We start from the raw sequence: 23,598 nt of genomic DNA on the forward strand, positions 1-23,598 counted from the left end.
CAGCTATTTAGACAACTGATTTAGACTTGCTATATTAACCGCAGATTATATAAAATATGCTATACTTAACATCCGTATATAGCAAAAAAAAGCTGATGATAGCTGCTAATGCAATTTCGACCAACTTAACTATTCCGACCTTAGAAAACGGCGACAAATTAACCCGTGCTGAATTTGAGCGTCGTTATCAGGTATTGCCTAATCTCAAAAAAGCGGAATTAATTGAAGGAATAGTTTATATGGCATCTCCTGTTAGAGCAAAACGTCACGGTAAACCCCATGCTGGAATTATGGGTTGGCTAGTCACTTACGAAGCTGCTACGCTAGGAGTGGAGGTATTGGATAATACTACAGTGCGTCTTGACCTGGATAATGAACCTCAACCCGATGCACTGCTAAGAATTGAAACCGGAGGACAGTCGCGCATTAGTGAAGATGATTATATCGAAGGTGCACCAGAATTAATTGTAGAAATTGCAGCTTCTACCGCTTCCTACGATTTGCACCAAAAATTAAACGTTTATCGTCGTAATGGAGTACAAGAATATCTAGTTTGGCGAGTTTATGACCGTCAATTTGATTGGTTTAGATTAAATGAAGGAGAATATATTCAACTTGAGCCTAATACAGATGATATAATTTGTTCTCAAGTATTCCCGGGATTATGGTTAGATAAAGCTGCTTTATTAGCCGGAAATTTGGCTAAAGTATTAACTGCTTTACAAGAGGGTTTATTAACCGTAGAACATCAAGAATTTGTGAAAAAAATATCAATTTTATAATTATAGCAAACTCCGAAAAATCCAAGTCTCGTTTTTAATCAAAAATTTCAGACCTCAAAAACCTGTTTAGATGTCAACTTTAATTCAGGAAAAAGTAAAGATTTAATTTCCTGTTCACCTGTAAATTCGGTAACTTCATAAAAACCAGCAACTAATAATAAAACCGAGATTTTTGCGGTTTCTGGGTCAATAATCCAATATTCAGGAATTTCTCTAACCGCATATTCAGAACGCTTATAACGGTAATCATCATCAGAATTACCCGGACTAACAATTTCTACCGCTAATAGGGGAGGTGCTTCTAAAACGGCGGCGGACATTTTTCGGAGTTCTTGACATTGACTTTCTGACAAAATGACTAAATCAGGAATCCTTGATTTCTTTTTGGCTGTTCTTACTCCTACTGTACCAGGCATTACTTTCCACTGCTGTTGAATTCGATCAATTTCCGCTTTTAAAATATCATAGATTAAAACCAAAATTAAAGCATGAAAACCACTAGCAATAGGCATAAGTTTTAATTCTCCATTAACTAATTCATATTTGTTATCCGTGCCATCGTCATAAGCTAAATATTCTTCAAAGGAATAGGTTTTAGTTAGTAATTGAACCATTTTTAATTTACTCCTATGGTTATTTTAAGGTGAATTTTGTAGTTAATAAGCAAAATAATTAAAAAAGAGGTAGGTTTAAAATAAATTCCGGCAAGATATTTTCTCCTGATAAAGTTGTGGGTAGTTTGACAATTTCAAGAGCTTGATTAGGACGATATATTTCTACTTGTTGTTCTTGGGGATTAATTAACCAACCTAAGCGCAAACCACTGTTCAAATATTCCTGCATTTTTGCTTGAAGTTGGGTTAGGGAGTCAGTGCGAGAACGTAATTCAATCACAAAATCAGGACATATTGGGGAAAATTTTTCTTGTTCTTCTAGTGTTAGTAATTCCCAACGTTCCTTAGCTACCCAAGCCACATCAGGAGAGCGATCGCCACCATTGGGTAAGCGAAATATAGTAGAAGAACTAAAAACTTTTCCCAGTTGAGTTTGACGATTCCAAAACCAAAGTTCACCGTTTAAATCTGATTCTCGATTACCACTGACTCCACCAACGGGGGGCATAATTACTAATTCTCCTTCGACAGTTCGTTCGAGTTGCCAATTTTCATTATCTTGGCAAAGTTGATAAAATTGCTCGTCGCTTAAAGTGACGTTTTTAAAACTTAAAATGATGGGTTCTGAAGTAATCATTTTTCCATCCTAATACTGAGGATATACAACAGTAGTTGTTTATAGAGGATTAAGTCAAGTTTTCGCAATAATTTTTAACTAAAAATTACCCGGGATTTATAACAAATAATTATTTTTTTAGCATCATAGAAACACCCCTGATTAAATATCAACAAATAGCGATGCACCCGGCTTGATGTTAGGACTCCGCTAAAACGATAATCCGATCTTTAGGGGAAAATTTTATCACTTCATCTTTTTTCGGATTGATCACAATTCCATAACCTCTGGCTAAATTTTTAGCATCCTTCAAACACCGATAACCGATGGCTGATTCTCCCCGTTGTTTAGCCACTTCAACAACGGTATAAAAATTAATCGGTTCGTTAATAGTGACATAATTACTGACTGGTTTAAGGTAAATTTCTGACCCTTGAGGACTAAATAATTCGGCAAATACAGCATTTAAGTTTTTCTGTTCTGAAACTTGGGCTAACATCCGACTAATAATTTGTTCAGTAATCACAAAATCATCGGGACGCGCCACCTGAGCTAAGGCTTGATTGCGGGTATCTAACATTTCAGTGACAATCTGTATATTAGGATTTTTGCGGTCGGCAATATCTCGAAGATAGATTAAGGTAATTAAGGTTTGAGCGTCGGCTTCTTCAGGTTCTAATTCAGGATTAGACAACACAATAACATGGTGATATCTCTCTAAATTGAGAGATTCTAAAACATTTCTGTCGGTGGTTGATCCTTGATAATACTCCAGGGTTTGTTGTTGTAAATTCAAGGTATTTAAGACATTAATAATATCGGTTTCTGGGAAAGGTGAAACCAGGGTAACACTGGAGTTAGTGGCAACATATTGATCCAGTTGAACTAGAATCCGAGGAGTGTGATCATTCCACCCTAAAATTAACGTATGTTCGGGAGTCGAGATGGCTGTTTCTTTCGTCAGTTGCATCACACTCCGATTAATCGCAAATTCCGAAACACCGGATAGGCGAATCGTGCTATCATCCTCACTTAAAACAACTAATTTTTCTCCCGGTTGCAAGATCCTATCTAGGGTCGGATTGAGTTGAATTGTTCCATCGGTTGATTGTATTCCGATCACCGAAGAATCAAGATAGGCTAGGAGAATATCTCCATAGGATTGATTTTGTAAAGCAGGTTCTTCGTGAATATAGATTTCATTCCCGCTAAAATCCAATAATTCCATATAAACAATCGATAAACCCGATTGACGGCAAGTTTGAACAATCATGCGGGAAATTAAATCTTGAGTCAGTAATCCTTCAATTTCATCCTGTCCAATCAGTTGAATAATATCGAGGGTATTAATATCCTGAACTTGAGCGACAATATGATAGGGTTTAGATTCTAAACGGGGTAAATTTTTAATTGCTAAAAGAGTCTTAATTAAATGAGTATCGGATTGGTTTAGAGATTCATTTAAAATAATAATTGAGCGGGCAGCCTGAATATTCACCATGCCTAAATCCGCTAAATTACTGGGGTTTCCTGTACGACAAACGAGGCGAACTTGACGCAGTTTCCCCAACCCATCATAGAGTCGATCTTCCATCTGAACTTTATCTTCAGGACTGAGAATAACAATGCAAGTATCGGAACGGTTAGCATTAGCTAAAATCAGTTGATTAATTAAAGTGATGATTTGTACTGACCAACCCAGGATCACAATATGATCGGTTTCAATCACCCGTGAACGTCCTTTCCGCAGGTCTTCTAACTTGGTATCAATGCCGCTACTAAGTAAACCAATCAGGGTACTAATAATAAATATTCCGCCAAAGGTAACTAATAACATCGCCAGACGAAATGACCATCCCTGGTCGCCTCCCATGGTGCCCGCATCCAAGGTACGCATTAAAACAGCCCACATTGCCTCAAAGGGATTAAGCGCCGTATCCCCTGGGGGTGCAACTCTGGTGAGACTCACTAAAAATCCCATAATCAGAATAAAGGCGAAGGACACCAGTGCTAAACCACTGACTAAAGCAATGGTGCCTTTTGACATGAAATTGTCAAATCTGTAGCGGAACTGCTCTGCAAAAGTAATTTTACTCATTTAGCGGGTTAAAGGGTGCAAAAAACTTAAACTTGATATTATACTAAATCGGATTAATATGCCAAACATTTTGAGAATAATTTTGGACAATTCCATCGGCAGAAAAACGACCTAAACGGGCTACAGTTAAAATAGACATTCTCGTCCAGGTTTCCCAATCTCGGTAGGTTTGGCTGATTTTATCTTGACAATCCAGATAGGATTGATAGTCGGCAAAAACCATATATTCATCGTGATATAAGAGGGTATCAATTAAGGTTTTAAACAGATTCGGATCGCCTTGGGAAAAATAACCCGATGCAATTTGATCAATATTTTCCCGCAGGCTTTCATTTTCATGATAATAACTCCAAGGATTATAACCCTTGGCTTTTAAAACTTCAATTTTAGGTAAACTTAATCCGAAGTCAAAGAAATTTTCTGCTCCGATCGCATCGCGTAATTCCTCACTGGCTCCATCTACAATTCCCAGAGTTAAGGCTCCATTAAAAGCTGGCTTTAAAATAGCAATTCCTCCGGCTTTTTTCCCCGCCATGGCTAAATGTTCAGAGACATCGGCGGCGGGATAAATATGTTGACTTAAAGTTTGATTAACATTCGGAATAAATACGACTTTCAAGCGATCGCCAATCACCGGATCAGAATTAATCACTTGACCTACCGCATGAATTAATTTAATCATCAATTTCCCCATCACATAACCTGGGGCAGTTTTTCCTGCAAAAATAAAGGTTTGGGGAACATAATCTTGATCGGGATTTTTCCGAATTCGATTATAGAGAGTAATAATTTTTAAAATATTCAAATGTTGCCGTTTATATTCTTGAATTCGTTCAATTTGAATATCAAAAATAGAATCAATATTTACCGTGATCCCACAATTCTGCTGAATATAACTAGCCAGGTTTCGTTTATTTTCTTGCTTAATATTTCGCCAAGCCAAACGAAATTCTACCGAATCTAATTCCGATTCTAAACGATGTAGATCTGCAAAATTTTTAATCCAGCTATTACCAATTTTATGAGTAATTAATTCCGTTAAACGGGGATTAGCTAAAACCAACCAACGCCGAGGGGTAATACCACTGCTAATTGTCCTAATTTTTTCCGGTGTTAATTCATAAAAATCGGGAATAATTGATTGCTTTAACCTTTCGGTTTGCCAGAGAGAAATCCCATTAATCGCATAACTTCCAATACAAGCTAAATGATTCATCCGCACATATCTTTCCCCGGTTTCATCAATCAAAGATAGTCGGGATAACTTCCCAAAATCCCCCGGATATTGATTGCGAACTCCAATCAACAATCGATTATTGATTTCATAGATAATTTCTAGGTGACGGGGTAATAAACTTCCTAATAATCCCACAGACCATTTTTCCTGAGCTTCCGGTAATAAGGTCGGGTTAAGATAGGTAAAAGTTTGTCTAGTAATCGACCAGGATTTTTCCCATTCTAGGGCATATTCATCGATGAATAATCGCATTAATTCGGCGATCGCGATCGCATTAGAAGTATCGTGTAGTCTAATAGAATAGTGCTGATGAAACGTCTCTAAACTCTCTCCGGTAGATAAATGATTCCGAATCATATCCTGGAGAGAACAGGAGACAAAAAAGAATTGTTGTTCTAAACGCAGTTGTTTTTGTTGAATCTTTTCATCATGGGGATATAATACTTTTGTGAGTAATTCAACATAAGGTTTTCCCTGAACTATGCCGTAATAATCCCCGATATTAAAATCTTGAGAATTATAGGAAACAATGGGTTCTGCTTTCCATAATCTGAGGGTATTGACGGTATGACTTTGATAACCAGAAATCGGTGTATCATAGGGAACTCCTTTGATGCAACGCTGGGGAATCCAACGCACCCGATAGCGTTCTTGTTGGTCATAATAGGCTTCCGTATGACCCCCTAACTGCACATTCACCGTAGCCTCGGGACGGGCAATTTCCCAGGGATTTCCATACCGCAACCATTTATCTATCTTTTCGACTTGCCAACCGTGATGAATTTCTTGATCAAAACTCCCAAATTCATAACGAATTCCATAGGCAATAGCGGGAAGATTTAAGGTAGAAAGAGAATCTAATTCATCGATGGGTAATTGGGCAACATTTCCATATCCTAAACTGGGTTCTATTTCTTGATCAATTAAGTCTTGTAAATTTAAGTTAAAGGCTTCAAGGGATTGTTTCAAAGGTTCCCACAAATTGCAATTAACTAAATGATTAGCTAGATGAGATCCTACGGAATATTCCGTGGAAAAATAGCAAATTTGTTTAACTTTATTTTGGGAATAGGTTTGAGTTGTTTTCACCCAGGAAGGCATTAAAAATTGTCTAACGGTATGGGCTAACGCTTGATATAACTCCTGGGGGGTTGCGGTTGTGGGTAATTGACCTTGAAGATAGAGTAGGTTAGCCGCAAACTCTCGTTGCAAATCCTCTAAAGCGGGTGTCGTTTCAGAATAATCAGCCATTAGAGAGTTGAAAATAGAATTGGGAATTAATGGACTCATATTAGTAAAATTATTACCCTTGAGGGTAGAGATTGTTTAACTTGAATAAATATACAGTAGAGAGAGACGCGCCGTGGCACGTCTCTACAGTTTTTCCTCAAGTTTTGGGTGTTTAAACCGTGGCTAAATGGAAGGATACACCCAGTCCGGCCGCCATTTCTTCGGCGGTAATTTGACCATCATTATCTTGATCGAGGGCATCAAATACGGCGTCTGTTCCTGACCATTCTTCCCGGGTAATATAGCCATCGCCATCTAAATCATAGGCGCGGAAAATGTCTTCCGCCGCATGACTAATTACTTCTTCTCCTTCAATTCTTGCTAATCGATCCGCTAAGAATTTTTCTAGGGCTTCTAAGGCTTTAGAAAACCCTTTAATTCCTTCTTCTAATTTTTCCGAAGCCATCCGATCTTCGGCGTGCATTCGGTTGAAGGTATCTTGATCAATGGAGATTTTTTCCAGGTCTAAACTAGCGGCGGTTTCGGGATTGAGTTTGCGGGGAAGGTCGCCAATAGTTGATTGTAATTCTTCTAAGAGGGCGGGAGAAATTGTTAATAAATCACATCCAGCTAATTCGGTAATTTCCCCAATATTACGGAAACTTGCCCCCATCACTTCTGTTTGATAGCCAAATTTTTTATAATAGTTATAAATTTGGGTAACAGATAAAACGCCCGGGTCTTCTTCGGGGGGGTAGGAATCTCGTCCAGTATCTTTTTTGTACCAATCTAAAATCCGACCGACAAAGGGAGAAATTAAGGTCGCCCCAGCTTCTGCACAGGCGATCGCTTGATGAATGCCAAATAACAGGGTTAAATTACAATGAATTCCTTCTTTTTCTAGGACTTCGGCGGCTTTAATCCCTTCCCAAGTGGAGGCAATTTTAATTAAAATGCGATCGCGGGAAATCCCAGCCGCTTCATATTGCTCGATAATATAACGACCTTTAGCAATGGTGGTTTCCGTATCATAAGATAATCGAGCATCGACTTCCGTTGATACGCGCCCCGGAATAATGGCTAATATTTTTAATCCAAAAGCCACGGCTAACCTTTCAAAAGCTAAATTTGCCACTTCCGCCGGAGAAGCACTTCCCCCCAACTCCTGACGGGCTTTTTTGAGGGTATCATCCACAATACTTTCATATTGGGGCATTTGGGCAGCGGCAGTAATTAAGGAGGGGTTGGTGGTTGCATCTCTAGGGGTATACATCTCAATGGCTTGGATATCTCCAGTATCCGCCACGACAACGGTAATTTCCCGTAGTTGTTCGAGTAGAGTTTGTCCCATTGTTTTCCGTCCTCTATTTAGGTCGCTAATCATAGCAGAGTATAACAAATCCCAACCTTGACTATCCTGAGTTTTATCAATTCACACAATTGTTTTCAGAAAAATGTCCCGTTAAGGTCAAAAGCCTGGAAATCCATCAACCTTAGTATCAACATTTTATAAACTCTACGAGAATATACGGAGTTTACCTCATTAAAATGAACAAATGTGCTTTTAATTGAGACAAGTTTGCTGTAAAATTTGATCATATTTTTCCATAGTCTGATTAATAATATGTCCTTAACACCTGCTCTGGATTCGTCTAATTCGGTTACTGCTACGAAGGGAATAATGGATAAAACTCGCCTCCTCCTGACCTTGTGGGCGATGAGTGGGACGGAGGGGGAAGTCAAAAAAAGTGAATTGACCAGTAAAGTTAAGCAAAAACGCAATAACAAAAAAATTGGCGTTGCTCAAACAATTTATGAAGAATTGAAAGCGGCCGAAGCGATTAAGATTTATAAGCAAAATCAAACCCCTATGGTATCGATCACAGATACGGGAAAACGAATGTTAATTGATGCTTTAAGTAGTCCTGATTTTGTGTTTGATGGAACGGTTATCGCTGCTCGTTTAGCTAATGGTTTAGTGGGTTTAATTCGAGAATTGAATCAAGGAATAACTTCCGCAACATTTGTTAAAGAAACTGCGATCGCTTCCTATGAGGAGTTTAAAGCGATCGCCCTTCAGGTGTATGATCAATTAAATAAGGATTATAACTATGATAATTTAGTCCCAATTTATCGCATCCGACGGACTATCGGTGAGCAGGTTACTCGTTCACAGTTCAGTGAATGGATGTTAGAAATGCAAGCTAATGATCTAGTTCAACTGATTGGAGGGAGTGTAGAAGATAGCGCACTAGATAAAATTGAAGATTCTATCAGCACAGAACTGGTTGGTTTACGTTGTTATGCTAAACGGTTATAAAATTTCTCATTTGTTCATTGTTCACTTATTCTTTTTGATTAAATTATGTCTGCTTCTGAGTTTAGTAGTATTGACGATCTGATTCAGCAACATAACCCGTTTGCTGGACATACAGTAGTTAGAAATTCTCAAGTCTGGAATAAAAGTTTACCCGATGCACCCTCGATTAATGCTCATGTTTCTGATACGGTTTTTGAGGCTATTAGTAAAATAAATCAAGACTCTATGCAAACTGTAGGGATTACAGTTGTTGGTGAAAGAGGATTAGGCAAAACTCAAGTTATTAGCCGCATTCGTCATCAGTTTAAACACACCGATCAAATTTTGTTTATTTATATGGGCGAATATGGAGAAAAACTCTCGAAAATTAAAAGCAAATTTCTGGAAAACCTAACTTCCAGTTTAAGAGCTTATGGTCAATATCAAGGAATCATGCAATGGCAAGAAATAGCAGCCCATTTAATTAATGAAGCTAAAGGATGGAACTATACCGCAGAACAATATATTCAAAAATTTCCTGAGTGGCTAAATCGATATTCTACTAGGATTTTAGATCATTTAACAGATTTAGTTTTCCCACAAAAAAATCAAATCATTGAAAATCCCTATATCGTTCGATCTATTTTATGGACACTTTCTAGTCCCCACGCCATGTATGCAACTTATTGGTTATCGGGAATGGAATTGGCAGAAAGACAAGCTCAAGATATGGGATTACCAAACTTCAAAACTGGAGAAAAAGAAGTAGAATCTTTTAAGACAACTTGCCAAATTCTGAATTTAGTTAGTCAATATAAAATACCAGTTATCTGTTTTGATGAACTTGATGCACCTTTGTTTGATGAGTTAACGGGTTTTTCCTTACCCCAAATCACTGCTAGTTTCGCTAAAGATTTATTCAATAACATTAAGCGGGGTTTATTTGTTCTGGCAATGTATGAACCTACTTGGTTACAGGATGTTAAATCTTTGCAACAAGCAGAAGCAGTTATCCATAGAATTGCCAATTATCCTCAATTGGGAAAACCGATTTATTTAAACTATTTAAAACCAGATGATGTTGTAGCATTAGTATCTCAATGGTTAGAAGAATTTTACACCCAGTATCAAGTCGATCCTCCTCATTCTTTATATCCATTTACTCAAGCTCAACTGATAGAATTAGGGAAGCAAAAACCAATGACTAGAGATGTTTTAAGTTGGTGTGCTTCCCATTGGAAAAAAGACAAAATTGATTCTCCAGCTAACCTAGATGTAGTTAAACCTGCTTTTGAAAATGAACTCGCAGAAATTGAACAGAAAATTACCGACCTTTTAGAAGACAGTGATCAACTTGCGGAAACCTTAGCTTTTAGCTTTGAACGAATCATCGGAAAAACGATTGAAAATGTCGAAATTAAAAGTATCCAAAGATTTAAACAGACAAACTGTTATCTTCATTTCAAAATCAATGGAATAGAAAACGGTCAACCTGTTAAAATTGGATTAGCTGTGATTCAGCAATCAGGAGGAGCTATAGTCCAAGCCATTCTTAGACAACTTGGAGATTATCAAAGATTTGATTTAACGCGAGGGTGTTTGGTTCGGTCTAAAACAATTGGTCGTAATGCCAAATTAGCGCAAAAATATCTTAAAGAACTGCAAGACGAAAAAGGTGGGGAATGGGTTCGTTTACCCAAGGAAGATATTAAACCTTTATTAGCAATATACGCAGTTTACAAAAATCAAGACAGTTATGGAGTAAAACCAGAAGAAATTTTTGAATTTATCGAAAAATCAGAATTAATCCTTAAAAATCCGATCATTTGTGAAATTCTGAGTGACCCTTCCGGTCAAGCACCCGATGGTTTAATTGATGAAGATATTTCTATTATTATGCCTCACGTTACCTCTAGTTTAGATAGTGACTTAATCCTATAAACTCTTTGATTCAGATGACTACAATTTCAACAGCTTTGTGTCTACCTGCACCTGATATTGAAGCCTTAAACCAAGGTCGAAATATATTGTTAATGCCTCGGCGATTTATGCGCCTAGGGGAACAATTTGCCCTATATCCAACAGATATAGAGTTTAATTCCTTACCCGTAGAACAATATTATCGTCCTGGTTTTATTCCAACAGCTAAACAGAGTATTGCGGAACTTAATCAGGAGAAAATTAAAATCAAAGTTTGGGCTAAATGTGAACTTTGCCAAACCCTGAATGAACCCGAACATTTTGCAGAATTATCAAAATTAACCGTTTGGACAGAAGCAGCATTACATAAAACCCTAGAACAACGAGGTCATATTTTTCTAGCGTATTTTCGAGTTTATCGACTTCCCCAACCCCTAGAAATTGATCCGGTTTCTAATAGTCGGTTTATTTCCCTTCCTTATGCCATAACGGTTGATGAAAGTCAGGCAATTTTAGATGATAATAACTTTGAAAGACAATATCGAAAAATTCTCAATCGTCAACCCCCAGAACATCCAGAATTAGAAGAATTAGAAAATGCGATCGCCCAATTCCAAACTAACCCTTTATCCCAGGAAGAACAACTCGGTTTAAACCTTTTAAAAGCCAATATTCATCAACTCTTAGGTTGGAAAACTTCAAAACCTGCCAATTTAACCAATGATTCCAGCTTAAATTGGATTAATGAAATAGCAGCATTCGGAAACCGAAGTAAAGAACTAGACGAAGGCAAAAGCAACTATCAAGCCGGAACAGACTTTGAGAATATTGTTAAACAAAGCTTAGAATTTTTAGGTTTTACTATAGACTATGCTCATAAAGGAGGTGCAGGTGGATTAGACTTATTTTGTTCACAACCCTATCCATTAGTTGGAGAATGTAAAGCAGGCAAAAAAATCCCCAATAATACCGCAATTCAACTTTTCAATTTAGCAACACTGCGTTTAAAGGATGAAAAACTGCTCAAAGACACCACTAAATTAATTATAGGCCCTGGTGAACCTACTGAACAACTGAACGAGGAAGCAAAAGTACATAAGATGACAATTATTAATCCTGAAACATTAGAAAAGCTCGTTAAACTCCAAGCTCAATATCCCGGTTCAGTTGACTTAATTGAACTCAAAAAGTATTTTAAAAAAAAGAAAAGGGATCAAGAGGAATGGGGTCAAATGGATGATAACATAGATGAATATATTAAAATCGTGTTTAATCGTTTACAATTGCGATCGCATATTATTAAAGTAGTCAAAGACTATCTAAATAATGCTCAAATGGCAGAAGCAACAGTTTCAGGAATTCATGGACGTTATTGCTCAAATCAGCCTCAATTCCTATCAGAACGGGAACTTCATGAAATCCTGGTCGAACTGTCTTCCCCTCTAGCTGGATATGTCGGACGAAAAAAAGCGGAAGACTGGCGAAATGATCGGTTTTATTATCTAAGAGAACTCATCGTACACCAAAGCTAAAATTTTGATTACAATTTGTTCAAGAGAAAACTCAGTTTTAATTAACTAAAAGACTCACCTGCTAGTCACCCATAGGAGCATTAATTGATGTACAACACAAAAGCTTATTCCGCAGCCAGTGCCACATCACCCCTGGCTTCCAGCCAGATCGGGCGCCGTGAGCCAACCGAACACGACGTACAGATCGAAATCCTGTTCTGTGGTATCTGCCACTCCGACATCCATTCCGTGCGTGACGAGTGGAGCAGCTTCATGCCCACGGTCTATCCCATTGTCCCCGGTCATGAAATTGTTGGCCGTGTCACCGAGGTTGGCTCGGCCGTTAGCAAGTACAAGCCCGGAGATCTCGCGGCCGTCGGCTGCCTGGTTGACTCAGACGGCACTTGTCCCAATTGCCAAGCTGGTCTTGAGCAGTTCTGCCCCAACCTGACCCTCACCTTCAACTCCCCGGACAAACACCTCGGAGGCGTTACCTATGGGGGCTACTCCGATAGCATCGTCGTCGATGAACGCTTTGTTGTCCGCGTTCCGGCCAACCTCGATCTGTCTGGAGTCGCGCCCCTTCTGTGCGCCGGGATCACAACTTACTCGCCCCTGCGCCACTGGGGTGTCACCCAGGGCCAGAAGGTCGGCATAGTCGGTCTGGGGGGACTAGGCCACATGGGTGTGAAGTTCGCCCGTGCCTTCGGAGCCCACGTCGTCGTCTTCACCACCTCAGCGAATAAGAAAGAGGACGCGCTCCGCCTGGGTGCTGACGAAGTGGTCATGTCTCGCAACGCCGACGAAATGCAAAAGCACGCTGGCAGCTTTGATTTCATCCTCGACACCGTATCCGCCGATCACGATATCAATGCCTATCTCAATTTACTAACCCGGGACGGCAACATCACCCTGGTCGGCGCACCCCCAAAGCCTTTCGACATCGCGGCATTCAGCCTGATCATGGGGCGTCGCAGTCTCTCCGGCTCTAATATTGGCGGCATCGCAGAAACCCAAGAGATGCTCGACTTTTGCGGCCAGCACAATATCACCGCAGATGTCGAAGTTATCCCCATCCAGAAGGTTAACGAAGCCTACGAGCGACTGCTCAAGTCCGATGTTAAGTACCGCTTCTGTATCGATATGGCATCACTTAAATCCGAATAAGGTAATAGGTAATAGGGAATGAGTTTGCACAGATTTAGAAGTGTCATAACTGTAATGGGTAGCACTATAGCAAGTCTAAATGAATTGTACAGTCATAATGATCGGGGTTATTAACCCTAAAAAATACTTACATTCCCTTGTAGGGGGACGGCGCGCCCATCCGTGTCAACTTAACGCTAAAAGTAGGCGATCAAACCAGAATTACCTGGATCTGATCCCAAGTCAATGATCTCCCCTAACCCCCATTAACAAGGGGGGAACAGGAATTCAAAGTCCCCCTTTTTAAGGGGGATTTAGGGGGATCTAATGTCGGCTATAATCAGAGGTTTTCGGCTTAAGTTGACATTAATGCGGTGCGCCTCGCCCCTACAATTATTTGGATTTCTAGCTATTTGTACAACTGATTTAGACTTGATATAGCACTACGCATTACAGTTAGGACACTTCTAAATCTGTGCAAACTCATTACCTATTACCTATTACCTATTACCTAGCGCTATATCTCCTGTTTGAGTTCAATAATCAGATTTTGTTGAGCAATGTAGACCAAAGCTAAGGTTTTGATTACAATTTGTAAAGCAGGTTGACATCAAAACCCATTCGCTTGACCATGAACTATCCTAGAACATCCAGTAACTTCCCGATTAACGTTGATTTTCTCCCCCCCGATGTCATCCCCTTCACCGGAAAAATCGGCATGACCTACGCCCCCGGAAAATCCCATCAAGGGATGCACCTGCTCTGGGATCGTAATTTATATCATGACCTAGACCGCCTGCGCTATTTCTATCACACCGATGTTTTGGTATCCCTGATTGAACCCCACGAATTCCATAAAGTCCAAATTCCCACCTTATTCCCCGAAGCCCAAGCTAGAGGGATGGAAACCATCTGGTTTCCCATTCCCGATATGAAAGTTCCCACCTCCATGCCAGGAGTGATTAACTTAGTTCCCCAAATTCTCGACCGAGCCAAAGCAGGTAAAACTGTTGTGGTTCACTGTATGGGGGGATTTGGACGCACGGGAACGATTGTGTCTTGTTGCTTAGTCACCTTGGGTTATACTCCAGAAAATGCGATCGCAATTGTCCGCCATACCCGTGAATATTGTGTAGAAACCACCGAACAGGAAGAATATGTCTCCCAATTTGCCCAAGCGTGGAAACAGTCATCAGTTATAGGGGAGGGGTTACTTTGCCCCTATTAAGTTATCAGAAAATTGGGTTTGAGAAATAGAGGAAGGCGATCGCAAATATCCTAATTTGGGATTATCCTAAATTGGGTTTATCTTGTCTGAGGTAAAGATATTGCTTCACTAAAGGCAAGATGAAAACCATTTTTAGCCCTGAGTATGACATATTTCGCCAGTGCATGATTGCAGCACGCAAGGCAGCTAAGTTGACTCTGGCAACCCTTGCTCAATCTCTCAATAAACCCCAATCTTTTGTTGCTAAATATGAAAACGGCGAAAGACGATTAGATGTGATTGAATTTTTGTTAATTACCCGTGTAATGGGTATAGATCCCTGTGACATTCTTAGGGAAATTAACGAGGAATTAGAACATATATTTTGTGGAAAAGCAAGATGAATACACAAGATGTAATCAGACTAGCCTCTCATTATTTAGATGGCTTATCTGGACATATTTTTGATCTGTTGGATATTTCCAAACCGATTTCTGTAGATGCCGCAGTTAATCTATCTAAAGTAATATCAAAGCTTTCGCCACTCCTGGGGAATTTGATTGAATTTAATACAGTTGAGTTTCTGAATAAACAAGATGATTTTTCTGAGTTTGGCAAGTGGCAACGGCAAGACCCTGGTTTTCCCGATACTATTTTTGTAGGTAACGTTCAACCCATACCAGGTTTAGAAATTAAAGCCTGGTTTCCCCTCGCAACGGAAATAACAGCACGTTTCAAAGATAGTCAAAATCACTTCCAATTTGACCAAACTAGTGAAGGACGAATTTACAAACCAACCAGAGAATATCAATTACTTTTACGCGAATTACTCATCCGCTATAAATATAGACTCGATACGAATTTTGCAAAAATGGATCGAATTGTACATCCAGGTATTGAGCAATTTAAGCAGCGTGTCTTTAATATTGAAATGTGTAGTATGAAAATCGGGCAATGGAATAGACTTTTATCCAGCCGTAAAGAGGAAAGAATTAAGCAAGCTTTACAAAGTTATTTGGATATTAAAGAAGAGAGTATTGATAAAATTCTGGATTAAATCTCTCTGTACCCCAGTAAAAATAGTCAGGGTCAATTTCACAGGAATAGGCTTTTCGGTTTAATTGACGTGCTGCTAGAGAAGCACTAAACAAACCTCCAAACGGTTCCCAGATAATATCATTTTCATCACTAGAAGATTGAATAATCAGACTCATGAGATCAAGGGGTTTTTGATTGAGATGTAACGCTTTACCAGATTTAGTTTTAATTCGTTCATTTCCTCGTAAAGCAGAACGTTCCCAAACATTTGTAAACCCGTGAGGACATTGAAATTTGGAGCGCATTTTGCTCCATTCTTGTTTGGTCAAAGAGCGTTGATTATCTAAGGAAAAATAGGGTTTACCTTCTGAATTACCCTTTTCATTTGCATAATTAACTAGACGTTCAAACATTTCTGGCGGAGGAAAATACCATAAATGTCCTTGATCAAAATATTTTCTGGTTGCAGCATCAGCAACACTGCAAGCCTCATTTGCGCGTTTAAGGGGTAGTCCTGAACGTTTCCATTCTTTTAGCAACCATGTTTTTAAAGGCAAATCGTTAATCGTTACTTCTCTAACATATTGAACACAAACTTCTGTAACAACTGGAAACCTGCGAATTTTTTCTGTATTAACATTACCTGCAATATGACCTTTCCCTTTATTCCAAATATTGCAATTTACATAACGCCATCCGTATTTTTCAAGAATGGGATGAACAACAGCCCAACCGATTTCTGAATTCCAAAACCAAAGTGTAGTACAAGGCATTGCTGCTTTTGACCAAGCTTGAATATGAGGTTCATACCACTGAGGTAGATCAAGATGATCTGATGTATCTCCTTCAAATCCTAAAACACCATAAGCCCCATCTGAAACAATTACAGTGGGCTGTTCCCATTGAGCATAATATTCAAGGCTATCACCTAAGTACAAAGTAACGAATTCATCACTCCACTTAGAAAAGCTCGGACTTGCATCTAGTTTAACAACTTTTCCGCGACCGACTGTACTCGTTGCTTTGGGTTTTAAACTGTTGTAGGGGGGTTGATTGGGCAAAGTCATTGACTCAATGGATTGAAGGAAGTTTATACTAAAACTTGTACCTTAATTATAGCTATTTGTTACCTGTAAGCTTTTCCTAAATTGCACTGGCGACCTTATTAACATTTTGCCCGTCTGCACCCTGAGAACGAATTGCACTCATTTCAATTTCATGCTCTGGGATGCTTACCGTCTTAGAAATTTCTAGCATGATTCACAAGTCTTTGCGTTTTATTTTCGTTTCAACATCCTTGATAGGATCATGACCTTTCGTTAAAACAATTGGAAAGCCAGAAACCTTAAGGGTTTGAGATTTAAGATCAATTTTAATTGACAAGTTATCTGCTGTAGAATTATTTGTCACTTGAAAAAGTGTAGCTCTCTCCCGTAAGATATTTTCTGCTATTGCTTCTAATTGGGTTTGGTTTGTATCCTGTTTCAATTGGCTCAACATGGGAGCAGCAATTGAAAGAAGAAGCTCAGAAACTTTAGTCGCTTCATCAATAGTTGGTGCTTGTGCAGCATAACTTAAAGCTCTAACCACATCTGCATAGTGTTTTTCAATAAAGCTTCTTGACTCAAAACTGAGTTTTTCAGCTTCTTCTGCGGCAACCCTTGGCTTATCAGAAGCGGTAGCTGAATCTGAAAATCGGTAGTAATTCTCAATTGTTCCTTTCCGAAGGATAAAACATCCAGCCTCCTCAATGGCATTTAGTAAGGCTACAAGCCTTGTATATAAACTTTCCCAAAACAAAGAATTATTCCAATTTTTCCTTTGACTTTCATTAGAAGATAGAAGAACAGCCATCATTGAACGTTGTCGAGCTATTTTCTCATCTTTACTTCGCTCTCTATTTTCCCAGTATGTATGTTTTTCGGCATCTAATTGAAGATCATACCAATGTTGTTCAACTGCTTGACAAAAATCACTATATACTTGGTTAGTAAATTGACTAAGGCTACCATGTCCTTTCTCTTGAACAAGTTTTTCGGCATTTGCATCATTGAAGAAAATAGCTGCTAAATCGTTTCCATCAGCCAATCCATCTAAATCAGCAAGAATAATAGGTTTTTTACCAATCAAACGCATTAATTTTGCTGTAACAGGCATACTACCTTTACCTGTTACGGGCACAATTTGTGTTCCTGCTACTCCTAAATAGAGATTCAAGCATTGGTCAATTGCATTGCAGATAATGGCATCACTAGGCCCTTCAACAAGTAGAGGACGTTCACTAAAGAATGCTTCTTTATCACTTTTCATCATCATATAAAGCAGCAAGTATGACCACAAGATTTAGCAATCCACTTGCTTCGCGAGCAAACGAATAGGACTGACCAGGTAAATCAAGTCTTTTAAACTTTACATTGAGATTCCCCGCATCCCAGTCAATATATATATCCCGTTTAAAAAGTGCTTGAAGTCGAGCAGCTACTTTTATATAGAGGTCTGGTCTAGAACTTAAGGTATGAAAATCTCCGAAACCAGTCTCTGCGTTATGTCGATACTGATTATGTTCCTTACCACCTAACTTAGCCTTGTCATATTGCGGTTTACCTTGTTGTCCAGTAGAATTAGATATAAAGTTTTCAAAGGGAGCAATACGACCTGCTGAGAGATACCTTACTTTTCTGCTTTCAGCATACCAACGAAGTTTATTTTTCAAGTGTCGCATAACCTGAGTTTTTCCAGATCCATTAGGCCCAACAAATATAGTTAGTCCACTATAAAGCAGAAAACTTTTCTGCTGTTCTCCAAAAAGTTTTGGAATTTTGTATGTGATTTCGACTGGAAAAGACATTAATTTTAAATTTTGGTAGATAAGATTTTATTATAATCTATCTGAAAAAATCATAATCATAATACAAAGCTCTATCCATTCATAGTTTTTGATTACGTGCGATCGCATATTGCGTAACATAACCATCATAAGCCCGATATTGCCCCTCCTTTTTGTTGGGTCTATCTATATTCTGGTTTCCCGTTTTTACTAAACCCTATTGTCGGGGCGAAGCACCAAAAGCCTTGAAATCAATTTCAGGCTCAAAGCTCAAACCCGTTAAAACGGGTTAAGAAAGACAGGTATTTAGTTATCTTTAGATAACTTTAGCTTTCAGCCCGAACTTTAGTTCAGGGCATTATAACTGAGTAAGGGCGGGAGAACCCCGCCCCTACAGGTTAAACAACGTGGCTTAATGGCAAACGCTGTTCTTGTAATAAATCTCGATAGAGATGTTCCAACTGAGTGATATTTTGATCAAGGGTATAGCGTTCTAAAACCCGTTGACGGGCTTTTTGACCCACTAGGGGGATCATTTCAGGATGATCTCGTAATAACGGTAACAGAGTTCGTAGTTGGGAGGTCACGCCCTGGGTTTTCATAATAATTCCCGCGCCACCTTCCATTACTTCCCCATCCGCCCCCGCATCCGTCGCTACACAAGCCGTACCACAGGACATCGCCTCTAATAAGGAGATTGATAAGCCTTCCACCATCGACGGTAAAACAAAGACATCGGCCCCCCGCAGAATTTCAATCCGTCGGTCTTCATCCCCGACGAACCCAAACCAGATAATCCCATCCTCTGGCCCATAGGAGGCTTGGAGAGAGGGGGCTAAGGGCCCATCACCCACGATGACTAAAAGACAACCCGGCCCCATGTCCGACTTTTTCCAGGCTTTGAGTAGGGACTCTACGTTCTTTTCCGTAGCCAAACGGCCTTGATAAACAAAAACCCGTTCCGCCCCTAATTCCTCCTTAAAGCTCGATGGCCCGGGAGAATATTTCGACCCATCGACTCCGTTGGGAATAACAGCTACCCGGTGTTTTTCGACTCCCAGACGGTTTAACATCTCCCGTTGGACTTGGGAAAAGACAATCACACGGTCATAGTTTGCCAAAAAAGGCGCGTAGATTTGATAGGTTAAATGTTGTGTCCCGGATTGAAAATTCCGTAATTTATGGTCAAAGGGCGTATGAAAGGTCGCCACTAGGGGGATATTCAGTTCCGCACAAATTTCAGGTAAGACAAAATCCAACGGTGAAAGGGTCAGGGACGCATGAACCAAATCGGGTTTTAACCGTTTTAGGGACTTGGTTAAGACTTTGCTAGAACTGAGGGTGGGAATTGTATAGACTTGGGACTTATACAGACAGGGTAAAGACACCTCCTGAGTCATGGGAAAGGGTGTCACCTTGCCATTTTTGTCCTCAGTCGAGATTTTCCAGTTACCGTTTTCCAGTTGCCATTCTGGGTTACGGTCGTTCGTTCCTTCATGGGCAAAGTGCAGAAAGCTAACTCGATGGCCCCGGTCTAACAGGGCGTTAGTAATTTCCCGGGAATAAGTAACGTTACCGCAAAAGGGTGATTTTTTTCCAAGCCAAGCAATGTGCATTCAAGTGATTTGGAATTTATTAAAATGGGTTTGATGAGCATGACTTTACCACGATTACCGCGTTCTGTCCTTAGATTAGTCTCTATATCTCAGATCAGCCACTCCATCCTCTATCTCAGGGAATAGGAAACCCGATTACGGCTTCTGGGTTCGATATCCCCTGAGTTGTATTGCGTTTTGTGAAAAATCTTAAAATGAGGGTGCGATCGCCTGGTAAGATCAACTGTTGATTTTTACCAACAGTCAATATTTACACTCGTTAGGTTTGGAGGAATAATGGACGCAATTACCAGTTTTTTGGGCGATATCAACTTTGAGCTTATTGCCCAGCTTACAATGTTAGGTCTGATTGTGGTTGCTGGCCCGGCAGTCATTATCTTACTAGCTTTTCGTGGTGGCGATCTCTAATCAAGAGGATGGAGACGTTGGTGGCAACGTCTCTAGTTAATTTAATCTTGAATATAATCAGACCCGGAAATTAAGGAGATTTCCGCCCGCACAAATTCCCGTCCCAGATACAACGCATGATCCAAACAACTGACCGGACAGGGTTGGGTTTCTTCGGTAATTTTAATCCCTAATTCCTTAGCGGTTTTTCCCGTAAAAATAGCCGTAGGTTCGCGCTTCAAACTTCCCGTACAAGGGAAAGGTTCTCCGGTTTCAGGATCAACAGCTAATCCTTTTTCATTGATAGCATTGGTATAGTGTTCGGCACAGATTAATCCCGCTTCTCGGTCAATATAAATAATAAAATATCCCGCCGGATCAAGGTGAATAAAACGATTAGAAAGCTGATCGTCTAAAGCGGCGAGTGCTTTGGTGTTAGCAGTAGTTGTAGGTTGAGGAGACACGGTATTATTAATGAAATGATAAATTAAGCTGTCTATAGTTTATCTCATTTCCCGCCTAAATTTTCATCAAACCCCGTAGGGGCGGGTTCGAGTCAACCTAGAAAACTCATCCCAAAACCTACTAAACCCGACCCGACCCCAACACAATCTTAATTAATCGTTAATTGTAGATTTCCATGAGCGAGTAGGGCGGGTTGATTAAAATTATTTGTGACAATTCAAGATTATTACAGAACCCGCCCCTACAATATTTTGTGAAAGCGAGAATATTTAATTAACCTCATGAAGAATTTATACTAAATTTGTAGATATTTTAAAAATATTGAATGATTAACGGCTTTTCTGGAATAAATCGAGATTGAAAGGCATCTTTTTTCCCCACGGCTTTGAAATTAGAAATATTCAGAGGAATATCTAAGGGTTTGAGGTCGGTGACTTCCCAAAAAATAGCAAAATTGGGGGCATCATTGGCGGCTGTAGCTGGACGATATTTCATTCCTTGGGGATGGCGACCTCGGCGCGAGTCTACATGACCAATATATAGGGCTTGCCAGGTGACTTTAGGAATAAAGGAACGATTTTCTTGCAAAGTTGCATAGATAAAAACTTTAACGATCCGATCATTTCGGTCTTGGTCAAGTTTGCGGAAAACTTCAAAATCTTGACTCCCAAACGCTACTTTTCCTTCCTGTTCACAAACATCCTGACCGGAAAGCAAATGAATTTCAGGTACGGGCACAAGCAGTGAAAAATTACGGGTGATCGGTTTTACAGTAGAATCGTGCATCAGCATCCTTTTCAACACAAGATAATTAAATTATCCCATCTTTAGGTCAGAAAAAACAGGGAATGCCACTATCAAATCAATTAAGGGTTAAAGGGAAACCCTTTGAGATAGTTCTTTGATGGCTTGATCGGTGCTTAAAAAAATCCGATCTCGTCCTAATTTATCCACAAACCCAATTTTTTCTAATTGATCAAAAACCGGGCCTTTAACCTCAGAAAGATAAAACTCAATTCCCATCTGGTGTAAATCCTCTATCAGACGCTGTAGGGTTTCTAAAGCACTGCCATCAATCGAGTTAATCCCACTACAGACTAACAGTAAATATTCGACTTCTTTTTGTTCTGTTACTAATTTTAATAAATAATTTTCTAAATATTTGGTATTGACAAAATACAAACTTTCATCTATTCGCACCGCCAAAATATGGGGGCTAGTTGTCACCGGATGGCGTAAAATATTGCGAAAATGTTCCGTATTTTCCACCCGTCCTAAAATAGCAACATGGGGTTTACTGGTTCGAGCTAAATGTAAAACTAGAGAAATCAATACCCCCAAAATAATTCCCTGTTCCGCACCCGTTAGCAACACCGCAATAAAGGTACTACCCCAAGTAATTCCATCGAGTTTATTATAGTTCCATAACCGTTTTAAGGTGGGAAAGTCGAGTAAATTTCCCACCGCCACTAAAATAATTGCCGCTAAACTGGTTTGAGGTAAATAATAAAATAAGGGGGTGAAAAATAAAACAGTTAACATCAGAAATAATGCCGTAATGATTGATGCTAAGGCTGTATTTGCCCCAGATGAAAAGTTAACCACAGAACGACTTAACCCTCCTGTTATGGGATAGCCTCCGGTGAATGCAGCCGTTATATTCGATGCTCCTAAAGCAATCAATTCTTGATTCGCTTCAACTTTTTGGCGTTTTTTACTAGCTAAAAACTGACCAACAGAAAAGGCTTCCATAAACCCGACAAAACTAATAGCTAAGGCAGAAGTCCCTAATAATTTGATATTGTTTAAATCAAAATTAGGTATGGTAAAAGGCGGAAACCCCCTAGGAATTTCTCCCACGACTTTCACCCCAAATCCTTGATCTAAATGTAATACTCCCACGAAAACCGAACTCAGAATGACTAATATTAGCGGCCCGCTTTTAGTCAGGGGAATAATAATCGATTCCTTAACCCCTTGAGATTTAAGATATTGTCCTAAACCGCGATTAAAATATAATAGGAAGACTAAACTACTGATCCCTAACCCTAAAGTGATGATATTCAGATTGGGACTAGCTTGAATAATAGAAACAACCGTATCAAAAAATGATTCCGTCTGAGGGATTTTAATTCCCAAAAGATGCTTAACTTGACTAAATCCAATTAAAATTGCCGCCGCACTAATAAACCCAGAAATTACCGCTTGACTCAGGAAATTAGCGATAAATCCTAAGCGAAAAATTCCGATTAAAAGTTCAATAATTCCGACTAATAATGCTAAGGTTAAAGCATATCCCAAATATTCCGGTGTGTTCTCGGTGGCGATCGCACTAACGGCTGCTGCTACCATTAAGGAATCCACCGCCACCGGAGCCACAGATAGCATGGAAGCTGTTCCCAAAAACGCATAAACAATCTGAGGAAAAATACTGGCATAGAGTCCTACTTCCGGCGGTAAACCTGCCAGCATTGCATAGGCCATTCCCTGGGGAATTAATAAACTCGCCACAATAATTCCGGCGGTTAAATCTCCAGTTAAATCGTCTCGTTTGTAATTTAATCCCCAATCTAAAATCGGAAAATATTCCCGCATTCTTCCTAAC

22 protein-coding genes are annotated in these 23,598 nt (G+C 39.5%); 9 read left to right on the forward strand and 13 right to left on the reverse strand.

Annotation, left to right across the window (positions count from 1 at the left end; translation table 11 throughout):
* Positions 1-95: 95 nt before the first annotated feature.
* Positions 96-782, forward strand: a complete 687-nt coding sequence (locus AC2D3N_RS00425) for a Uma2 family endonuclease (RefSeq protein WP_484692439.1) — start codon at positions 96-98, stop codon at positions 780-782.
* A 47-nt stretch (positions 783-829) separates the two neighbouring features.
* On the opposite strand, the gene AC2D3N_RS00430 is transcribed toward AC2D3N_RS00425, so the two are convergent.
* From AC2D3N_RS00430 to AC2D3N_RS00450, 5 genes are all read right to left on the reverse strand, one after another.
* Complete coding sequence (locus AC2D3N_RS00430) at positions 830-1,396, reverse strand: Uma2 family endonuclease (protein WP_484692440.1); 567 nt, start codon at positions 1,394-1,396, stop codon at positions 830-832.
* Positions 1,397-1,454: 58 nt separating this feature from the next.
* Positions 1,455-2,033, reverse strand: coding sequence for a Uma2 family endonuclease (locus AC2D3N_RS00435; RefSeq protein WP_484692441.1), 579 nt, complete (start codon positions 2,031-2,033; stop codon positions 1,455-1,457).
* Between the two features lie 178 nt (positions 2,034-2,211).
* Entirely contained in the window at positions 2,212-4,059 is a 1,848-nt protein-coding gene (locus AC2D3N_RS00440; RefSeq protein ID WP_484692442.1) for a CASTOR/POLLUX-related putative ion channel, read from the reverse strand.
* A 94-nt stretch (positions 4,060-4,153) separates the two neighbouring features.
* Entirely contained in the window at positions 4,154-6,598 is a 2,445-nt protein-coding gene (gene glgP, locus AC2D3N_RS00445; protein ID WP_484692443.1) for a glycogen/starch/alpha-glucan family phosphorylase, read from the reverse strand.
* 151 nt (positions 6,599-6,749) lie between these two features.
* Positions 6,750-7,928 (reverse strand): transaldolase, encoded by a 1,179-nt coding sequence (locus tag AC2D3N_RS00450; protein WP_484692444.1) that lies wholly within the window; start codon positions 7,926-7,928, stop codon positions 6,750-6,752.
* Positions 7,929-8,201: 273 nt separating this feature from the next.
* On the opposite strand from AC2D3N_RS00450, the gene AC2D3N_RS00455 reads away from it, so the two are divergent.
* The 7 genes from AC2D3N_RS00455 (at position 8,202) to AC2D3N_RS00485 (ending at position 15,717) form a co-directional block, all read left to right on the forward strand.
* Positions 8,202-8,897, forward strand: coding sequence for a hypothetical protein (locus AC2D3N_RS00455; protein ID WP_484692445.1), 696 nt, complete (start codon positions 8,202-8,204; stop codon positions 8,895-8,897).
* A 45-nt stretch (positions 8,898-8,942) separates the two neighbouring features.
* Positions 8,943-10,817: a hypothetical protein gene (locus AC2D3N_RS00460; RefSeq protein ID WP_484692446.1), complete on the forward strand. Its 1,875-nt coding sequence runs from the start codon at positions 8,943-8,945 to the stop codon at positions 10,815-10,817.
* 14 nt (positions 10,818-10,831) lie between these two features.
* Positions 10,832-12,328: a DUF1802 family protein gene (locus AC2D3N_RS00465; protein WP_484692447.1), complete on the forward strand. Its 1,497-nt coding sequence runs from the start codon at positions 10,832-10,834 to the stop codon at positions 12,326-12,328.
* A gap of 87 nt (positions 12,329-12,415) precedes the next feature.
* Positions 12,416-13,474 carry an NAD(P)-dependent alcohol dehydrogenase gene (locus AC2D3N_RS00470; RefSeq protein ID WP_484692448.1) on the forward strand — a complete coding sequence of 353 codons (1,059 nt, stop codon included), beginning with the start codon at positions 12,416-12,418 and terminating at the stop codon, positions 13,472-13,474.
* Between the two features lie 610 nt (positions 13,475-14,084).
* On the forward strand, positions 14,085-14,681 hold the full coding sequence (locus AC2D3N_RS00475) for a cyclin-dependent kinase inhibitor 3 family protein (protein WP_484692449.1): 597 nt from the start codon (positions 14,085-14,087) through the stop codon (positions 14,679-14,681).
* A gap of 119 nt (positions 14,682-14,800) precedes the next feature.
* A complete protein-coding gene (locus AC2D3N_RS00480) occupies positions 14,801-15,064 on the forward strand; it encodes a helix-turn-helix domain-containing protein (protein ID WP_484692450.1) in 264 nt (87 codons plus the stop codon).
* On the forward strand, positions 15,061-15,717 hold the full coding sequence (locus AC2D3N_RS00485; protein WP_484692451.1) for a hypothetical protein: 657 nt from the start codon (positions 15,061-15,063) through the stop codon (positions 15,715-15,717). Before AC2D3N_RS00480 ends, AC2D3N_RS00485 begins: the two co-directional genes overlap by 4 nt.
* Here AC2D3N_RS00485 and AC2D3N_RS00490 read toward each other — a convergent pair.
* The 5 genes from AC2D3N_RS00490 to AC2D3N_RS00510 form a co-directional block, all read right to left on the reverse strand.
* On the reverse strand, positions 15,683-16,765 hold the full coding sequence (locus AC2D3N_RS00490) for a DNA methyltransferase (protein ID WP_484692452.1): 1,083 nt from the start codon (positions 16,763-16,765) through the stop codon (positions 15,683-15,685). The two genes, AC2D3N_RS00485 and AC2D3N_RS00490, sit on opposite strands and share 35 nt — an antisense overlap.
* Positions 16,766-16,841: 76 nt before the next feature.
* Entirely contained in the window at positions 16,842-16,955 is a 114-nt protein-coding gene (locus AC2D3N_RS00495) for a peptide chain release factor-like protein (protein WP_484692453.1), read from the reverse strand.
* Positions 16,956-16,958: 3 nt separating this feature from the next.
* Positions 16,959-18,014 carry a TOPRIM nucleotidyl transferase/hydrolase domain-containing protein gene (locus tag AC2D3N_RS00500; protein ID WP_484692454.1) on the reverse strand — a complete coding sequence of 352 codons (1,056 nt, stop codon included), beginning with the start codon at positions 18,012-18,014 and terminating at the stop codon, positions 16,959-16,961.
* Complete coding sequence (locus AC2D3N_RS00505; protein ID WP_484692455.1) at positions 17,998-18,546, reverse strand: hypothetical protein; 549 nt, start codon at positions 18,544-18,546, stop codon at positions 17,998-18,000. Before AC2D3N_RS00505 ends, AC2D3N_RS00500 begins: the two co-directional genes overlap by 17 nt.
* A 377-nt stretch (positions 18,547-18,923) precedes the next feature.
* Positions 18,924-20,141: a glycosyltransferase family 4 protein gene (locus AC2D3N_RS00510; protein ID WP_484692456.1), complete on the reverse strand. Its 1,218-nt coding sequence runs from the start codon at positions 20,139-20,141 to the stop codon at positions 18,924-18,926.
* A gap of 276 nt (positions 20,142-20,417) precedes the next feature.
* On the opposite strand from AC2D3N_RS00510, the gene psb30 reads away from it, so the two are divergent.
* Positions 20,418-20,549 (forward strand): photosystem II reaction center protein Ycf12/Psb30, encoded by a 132-nt coding sequence (gene psb30, locus AC2D3N_RS00515; RefSeq protein ID WP_026785372.1) that lies wholly within the window; start codon positions 20,418-20,420, stop codon positions 20,547-20,549.
* 41 nt (positions 20,550-20,590) lie between these two features.
* On the opposite strand, the gene AC2D3N_RS00520 is transcribed toward psb30, so the two are convergent.
* The 3 genes from AC2D3N_RS00520 to AC2D3N_RS00530 all read right to left on the reverse strand — a co-directional run bounded on the left by AC2D3N_RS00520 (position 20,591) and on the right by AC2D3N_RS00530 (position 23,588).
* On the reverse strand, positions 20,591-20,992 hold the full coding sequence (locus AC2D3N_RS00520; RefSeq protein ID WP_079680273.1) for a DUF4346 domain-containing protein: 402 nt from the start codon (positions 20,990-20,992) through the stop codon (positions 20,591-20,593).
* Positions 20,993-21,305: 313 nt separating this feature from the next.
* Entirely contained in the window at positions 21,306-21,779 is a 474-nt protein-coding gene (locus AC2D3N_RS00525; RefSeq protein WP_079680332.1) for a hypothetical protein, read from the reverse strand.
* An 87-nt stretch (positions 21,780-21,866) separates the two neighbouring features.
* Positions 21,867-23,588: a SulP family inorganic anion transporter gene (locus AC2D3N_RS00530; protein WP_484692457.1), complete on the reverse strand. Its 1,722-nt coding sequence runs from the start codon at positions 23,586-23,588 to the stop codon at positions 21,867-21,869.
* Positions 23,589-23,598 lie beyond the last annotated feature (10 nt).

It is taken from the genome of Planktothrix sp. PLAVEN19ND (genome assembly GCF_057220675.1).